Raw genomic sequence first — 7,146 nt, forward strand, 5'->3', positions numbered from 1 at the left:
GATCCCTCAGTCACCAGCCACTCCTCCATCTCGTCGGCAATGGTTTGCGGCGTGCCGACGAAGGCAAGGCCGGAATAGCCGCCCAGTCGCTGGGCAAGCTGGCGCACCGTCAGGTTTTCATTCCGGGCCAGCTCGATGACGCGCTCGCGGCTGCTCTTCGAGGCATTGGTCTCCGGTATGTCCGGCAAGGCAGCGTCGGGATCAAAAGCCGACGCGTCATGGCCGAGTGCTATCGACAGCGAGGCAATGCCGCTCTCGTAATAGACCAGGCTGTCGAGCTTCGCCCGCTTGGCCCGCGCTTCCTCGACGCTGTCGCCAACGATGACGAAAGCACCGGGCAGGATCTTGATGTCGTCGCGCGAGCGGCCGAGTTTTTGCGCCCGGCCTTTGACGTCGGCAAAGAAGCGTTGGCCGGCGGCAAGATCACCATGGGCGGCGAAAATCACCTCGGCCGTCTCGGCGGCCAGTTGGCGCCCCGCCTCCGAAGCGCCGGCCTGGACGATGACCGGCCAGCCCTGCACCGGGCGCGCGATGTTGAGCGGCCCGCGCACGGCGAGGTGCTCGCCCTTGTGGTCAAGCACATGCAGTTTGGCCGGATCGAAATAGAGCCCGCTTTCGGCGTCACGGATGAAGGCATCGTCGGCGAAACTGTCCCACAGGCCGGTGACGACATCGTAGAATTCTCGCGCCTTGTGGTAGCGCTCGTCATGCTCGACATGTTCGTCCAGCCCGAAATTGAGCGCCGCATCTGGATTGGACGTGGTGACGATGTTCCAGCCGGCGCGGCCGCCGCTGATGTGGTCGAGCGACGCGAAGCGGCGGGCTATATGATAGGGCGCGTCGAAGGTGGTCGATGCGGTGGCGACCAGGCCGATATGGTCGGTGACGGCGGCCAACGCCGACAGCAGCGTGAAAGGCTCGAACGAAGTCACCGTGTGGCTGCGCCGCAGCGCCTCGATCGGCATGTTGAGCACGGCCAGATGGTCGGCCATGAAGAAAGCGTCGAACTTCGCCGCCTCCAGCGTCTGGGCGAAGCGCTTCAGATGCGCGAAGTTGAAGTTGGCGTCGGGATAGGCGCCGGGATAGCGCCAGGCGCCGGTGTGCAAGCTGACCGGGCGCATGAAGGCGCCGAGCCGCAATTGCCGTTTTTCTGCCATGGGAAGACACCCTGATGAGGACGAGCGTTGCCGCTCCGGTATAGCGCAGGATGGGACCGCTTTGCGGTCCTGGGAAGGAATTCTGTTTTGCAGAATCCGCTCCGGGGAGCATTTTCGTCGGCGTGACGGACCAACCGTCACACGGCATCATCCGCCATCGCCGACGGCGGATGATGCGATAAGACCGCTCTATTCCGCGGCCAAGGCCAGTTGCGGCCGCTCGGCGGGCAGCTCCGGCTCGGACGCCTGTGCGGCATTCCCTACCTTCTTCGGTTCGCGGCCGAAGAACAGGGCGTAGCCGGCCGGAAGGACGAGAATGGTCAGCACGGTGGCTACCATGATGCCGCCCATCATGGCGTAGGCGAGCGGGCCCCAGAACACGGCGCGCGAGATCGGGATCAGCGCCAGCACCGCCGTCATCGCCGTCAGCACGATCGGCCGGAAACGGCGGACAGCCGAGCCGATGATCGCTTCGGAGCGTTCCATGCCTCTCGCAATGTCCTGGTCGATCTGGTCGACCAGGATGATCGAGTTGCGCATGATGATGCCGAGCAGCGCGATGACGCCGAGGATGGCGACGAAGCCGAACGGCGCGCCGCTGATCAGAAGGGCCGCGGCAGCGCCGATGATGCCGAGCGGACCGGTGGCCAGCACCAGCATCGCCTTGCCGAAGTTCTGCAGCTGGATCATCAAGAGCACGACGATGATGGCCAGCATGATCGGCGCCTTGGCAGCGATGGAAGCCTGGCTTTCAGCCGAATCCTCGGCACCGCCCTGGATCTCGATCTTGTAGCCGGGCGCCAGGCCGTCGCGCAGACCCTGCATGTCCTTGTACATCTTGGTGACGACGTCATTGGACTGCACGCCGTCGGGCAGCGTGGCGCGCACGCTGATGGTCGGCAGGCGGTCACGGCGCCACTCGATGCCTTGATCGAGCACGGGAACCACCTTGGCCACCTGCGACAGCGGCACGAAGCCGCCGAAATCGGTCGGGATATAGACCGAATCGACCGAGGACAGCAGGCTGCGGCTGGCATCCGGCTCGCGAGCGACGATGGAGACCGTCTCCTCGCCGTCGCGGAAGTCGTCGAGCGGCGCACCGGACATCGATGCCTGCAGCATCTGGCGGATGCGCTGCGAGGTGACGCCGAGCGCACGGGCACGATCCTGGTCGATAACCAGCTTCATTGCCGGGACGGGTTCGAGCCAGTCGTCATGGACCGCGCCTAGCAGCGGATCCTCACGGAACTTCTCCTTCACCTGGTCGGCGATGCGGCGCACCTCCTGGCGATCCGGACCCATGACGCGCATCTGCACCGGCCAGCCGGTCGGCGGGCCGAGGAACAGGCGGTCGACCTTGCCGCGGATCGAGGGGAAGTCTTCGGCCAGAACCGTGCGCAGCTTGACGATCAGCCGCTCGCGCGCCGGCTCGTCATTGGCCATCACCAGCATCTGGGCGAAGTTCGGGTTGGCGAGCTGCTGGTCGAGCGGCAGGAAGAAGCGCGGCGCGCCTTCGCCAATATAGGTGGCGATGAAGCGCTTGTCCTTGTCGTCCATCATCTTGGCTTCGAGCGCCTTGGCCTGCACCTCGACCTCCTTGATGCTGGTGCCTTCCGGCAGCCAGAGGTCGACGAGGATTTCCGGCCGCGACGATTGCGGGAAGAAGTTCTGCGGGATGAACTGGAACGCCCACAGGCTGGTACCGAAGGTTACCAGCGTCATGACCAGAACGATGATGCGGTGGCGCACCGCCCAGCCAACGGTCGAGCGAAGCCCGCGGTAGAAGCGCGTATCGAAGGCATCGTGATGGCTGCCGGCGTGCTTGCGCTGCTTGAGGATCATGTTGCCGAGCCACGGCGTGAAATAGACGGCGACGAACCACGACACGATCAGTGCGATGCCAACGACATAAAACAGCGTGCGCACATATTCGCCGGCGGTGGAAGCGGCAAAGCCGACCGGGATGAAGCCGGCGGTGGTGACCAGCGTGCCGGTCAGCATCGGGAAAGCAGTCGATGTATAGGCGAAGCTCGCCGCTTCGACCTTGACCAGCCCCTCCTCCAGCTTGCGCTCCATCATCTCGACGACGATCATGGCGTCGTCGACAAGCAGGCCGAGCGCGATGATCAGGGCGCCCAGCGAAATGCGCTGCAGGTCGATGCCGAGCTCGTACATGATGGCGAAGGTGGCTGCCAGAACCAGCGGAATGGCGATGGCGATGACCAGGCCCGAACGCCAGCCGATCGACAGGAACGAGACGACAAGCACGATCAGCAGCGCCTCGCCGAGCGCATGCATGAATTCAGCCACTGCATCCGTGACGACGCCCGGCTGATCGGAAATCTGGTCGACGGACACGCCATAGGGCAGCGCCTCCTCGAAGCGCTTGTAGGTCGCCTCGACATCCTTGCCGACATCGGTGACTTTAAAACCCTTGGCCATGACGACGCCAAGCTGCACGCTGTCATGGCCGTTGAAACGGTATTTGCGCTGGAAGGGATCTTCGAGCCCGGATGTCACGGTGGCGATGTCGCCAAGCCGGGTGACCTGTCCGCCGGCGCGCAGGCGCAATTCCCTGATGTCGGCGGCCTTGGTGACGTCGCCTTCGACGGAGATGCGCACCGAATTGACGCCGGTGTCGACGGACCCGGCCGGATCGACATTGTTCTGGCCCTTGATCGCGTTCTGCAGGTCGGTCAGCGTCAGGCCGCGCTCGGCCAGCGCCTTGGACGAAACATCGATATAAAGTTTTTCTGGCTGGTCGCCGATGATGACGGCCTTCTCGACGCCTGATGTCGTCAACAGCATGTCACGGGCCTGGATGGCGAACTTCTTCAGCTCGGGGTAGGAGAAGCCGTCGCCGCTGATCGAATGCAGCGTAATGAAGGTGTCGCCGAACTCGTCGTTGAAATAGGGGCCGAGCAGGCCTTGCGGCAGGTCACCTGAGATGTCGCCGACCTTCTTGCGCACCTGATAGAAGGCGTCCGTCACCTCGGCGGCGTTGGTGTCGCCCTTGATCTGCACGGTGATGATGGCGCTGCCGGCGCGGGTGAAGGAGCGCACGAAGTCTAGATGCGGCGTTTCCTGCAGCTTGCGCTCGATCTTGTTTACGACCTGGTCTTCCATCTCCTTGATCGAGGAGCCCGGCCAGATCGCCTGCACGACCATGACCCGGAAGGTGAAGTCAGGGTCTTCCTTCTGGCCCATGCGCATCAGGCCGAGCGCACCGGCGATGATGATCAGCCCGAACAGGAAGCGCGCGATGGAGGGGTGGCCGATCGCCCAGCGCGACAGATTGAAAGGCCGCTTTTCTTCAGTGGAGGTCGTCATGGATGCTGGTCCACTTTGCTTGGTTACCGGCGCCTGGTGCTTCGAAGAAGCGCGGCGCGCGAAACGAAATCATCTGCCTTCGATCTGGCTTCCGGGCGGCGAGGCTTTCCAAGTGGAGAGACACTCATCGCGGTGGGACGCTAGGATCGATGCGGGGGGACATCGGCCTTGACGTCTCGACCTTCGGGCGCACGCCGCCCGGAAACCTGCGGCCGCGGCAATGCGCGGCCAACCTGTGTGTCGTCAGCGCAGCTGGCTGGCGTCTTCGCCCTCGGCGGAGGCGGATTGCTGCGCCACGCCGCCGGCGAGTTTCACTTTCAGATTCTCGGTCATGAACTGTGTGCCGGCGGCGACCACGATGTCGCCGGGCTTCAATCCTTCGGTGACACGCACGCCGTCGGCGGCGAACTCGGCGACCTTGACCGGGCGGGCATGAACGGTGTCGGCGCCACGATCGACTGTCCAGACGATCGACTGGCTGTCTTTCTCGGCCAACGCACTCAGCGGGATCGAAACCAGCTGCTTTTCGTTGGCCGCCGAGGCCTCGATATTGGCGGTCATGCCGAGCAGCACGCGCGGATCGTTGGGCAGGCTGACACGGACGGCAAAGGTTCGCGACTGGGTATCGGCGCTGCCGGCGACCTCGCGGACCTTGCCGTCGAGCGTCAGCGTGTTGTCGGACCAGAAGCCGGCCTTGACTGATTTGCCCGGCTTGAATTCGGCGATCTCCATTTCCGGCACCGCGATCAGCACTTCCTTTTCACCGTCGACCGCGACGGTGACCACCGGCGTGCCGGAGCCGACCACTTGGCCGACATCGGCGTTGACCGCGGTGACGATGCCGTCCCTGTCGGCCTTGAGGTCGGTATAGCCGACCTGGTTCTTGGCCTGGTCAAGCGACGAGCGGGCGGAGTCGCGTGTGGCGACCGCCTGGTCATAGGTCAGCGTTGCCTGTTCGAGCTGCGACTTTGGCGAAAAATTCTTGGCAAAAAGCTGCTCGGCGCGCTTGCGGGCAAGCTCTGTCGTCTCGACCTGCCGTTCGGCGGCATCGAGGGTGGCCTGCGCGCTCTTGACCGAGAGGTCGTAGTCGGTGGGATCGATGCGGGCGAGCAAATCGCCCGGCGCCACGTGCTGGCCGATGTCGACCAGGCGCTCGGTGATCTTGCCGTTGACCCGGAAAGCCAGGGCGCTTTCGGTACGGGCCCGCACCGAACCGGAATAGGAGAGCATGCGGGTGTCGTGCGCCTGGGCGATCTCGACGACCTTGACCGGGCGGATGATATCCTTGACTTCGGCTTTTTCCTGGCTGCAGCCGGCCAGAGCGAGCGCCGCGACGATCAACCCCGCGACCGGCAACCGGCGGATGATGGAATGGGACAAAGACATCGTGGTACTCCCGACTGGAGGCGGACTGGCGACACCGGTGACCGGCGGCTATTTCAAGGCTCTGATGGCGTAGTCGATAAGTTCGTCGGGCATTGCCCGGTTGGTCTTGGCAAGGCACTGCGCCACCATCTGCGGGTGGCAGAGAATGACGGTGGCGGCGCCGAAGCAGCGCGAGGCGGCTTCCGGATCCTGCTGCCTGAACTCACCGGTCTCGACGCCCTCGCGGATCACTTCGGCGAACAGGTCGTGGATACTGTTGACGTGCGCGTCGATGACAGCCCAGTCGCGCTCAAGCGCGACGATGACCATCTCATGGACCTTCTGCTCGTCGAGCATGGTCTCGAGCGTCATCTTGTACTGGGCGTGAATGTAGCGCCGCAGCCGCTCCTCGGCGCTGATCGGCAGATGCATGATCTCGTAAGCCATCTTGTAGCTGGCGCCGAGCATGCGGCCGCAAACCGCCTGGTGGATTTCGACCTTGGAGGCGAAGAAACGGTAGATGTTGGCCGGCGACATGCCGAGGTCGCGGGCAATGTCGGCGACATTGGTCTTGCCGTAGCCATAGTGCCGGAACAGCCGTTCGGCGCAGTCGAGAATGCGCGTCACATTCTCCTGCCTGGCGGCGTCGGCGACTATGTTGGCGGCTTCGGACATGGCTCTTTCGTTTGACAAGTGACGAATTTCGATTTTCGTCAGTCGTAAATTGAAGAAAGCGGGATGTCAACGTGAAATCGACGTACGCGTACAAGTTAGTGACAGATGGTGACAATGAGTGGGTATGACAACCGGCGCTCGCGATTGGGGGCGCGCCTCTCATGAGTTCGTCATCCCTGAGCGAAGCAAGGAGCGAAGCGACGCGGCGCAGACCCTGGGATCCATGCCGCGACGCCCGCTAAAGAGTGTGACGGATCAATAGTTTACACTCGTCAGCGAGGGAGCCATTCCCGACCGTTGGGAGCACGCCCGCAAGGTCGCGGCATGGATCCCAGGGTTTCCGCGACGTCGCTTCGCGACTGCTCCACCCTAGGATTGTTTGAGAAGGATCGGGTAGTTTGGCGGCCGGGACTGCGGCCCATCACAGCCAGCAGTCCCGGCGGCAGGCGACCGCCCTTAGGACCGGGTAACACCCGACGTCATCATGGTCCCTGCCGTCTTTGTCCGCCATCGCTTGGAGAGTTGATTGGCCGCTGGCTTGCGCCACGCCCGCAAACAATCCGAAGCCTTAGAAGGATACCACCAGCATGGCCTTCTTGCATCAACAACCGCAAATGTG

At 63.6% G+C, this 7,146-nt stretch carries 4 protein-coding genes; all 4 read right to left on the reverse strand.

From position 1 onward, the window contains the following. A partial coding sequence (locus AC1DX0_RS27695; RefSeq protein ID WP_477357588.1) for an LLM class flavin-dependent oxidoreductase occupies positions 1-1,157 on the reverse strand: 1,157 nt, incomplete at its 3' end. Between the two features lie 189 nt (positions 1,158-1,346). Continuing rightward, positions 1,347-4,487, reverse strand: coding sequence for an efflux RND transporter permease subunit (locus AC1DX0_RS27700; RefSeq protein WP_477224643.1), 3,141 nt, complete (start codon positions 4,485-4,487; stop codon positions 1,347-1,349). 243 nt (positions 4,488-4,730) lie between these two features. Further along, the gene (locus AC1DX0_RS27705) at positions 4,731-5,873 is read right to left on the reverse strand and encodes an efflux RND transporter periplasmic adaptor subunit (RefSeq protein ID WP_477224642.1); all 1,143 of its coding nucleotides are present in this window, start codon (positions 5,871-5,873) and stop codon (positions 4,731-4,733) included. Positions 5,874-5,921: 48 nt separating this feature from the next. Next, positions 5,922-6,527, reverse strand: coding sequence for a TetR/AcrR family transcriptional regulator (locus AC1DX0_RS27710; protein WP_477224641.1), 606 nt, complete (start codon positions 6,525-6,527; stop codon positions 5,922-5,924). Positions 6,528-7,146 lie beyond the last annotated feature (619 nt).

Source organism: Mesorhizobium sp. P3_A9, assembly GCF_056402975.1.

What these genes read in the sequence shown, in the direction of transcription:
- AC1DX0_RS27705 (WP_477224642.1), bottom strand. Translation starts at nt 5,873, where the DNA reads ATGTCTTTGTCCCATTCCATCATCCGCCGGTTGCCGGTCGCGGGGTTG.
- AC1DX0_RS27700 (WP_477224643.1), bottom strand. Translation starts at nt 4,487, where the DNA reads ATGACGACCTCCACTGAAGAAAAGCGGCCTTTCAATCTGTCGCGCTGG.
- AC1DX0_RS27710 (WP_477224641.1), bottom strand. Translation starts at nt 6,527, where the DNA reads ATGTCCGAAGCCGCCAACATAGTCGCCGACGCCGCCAGGCAGGAGAAT.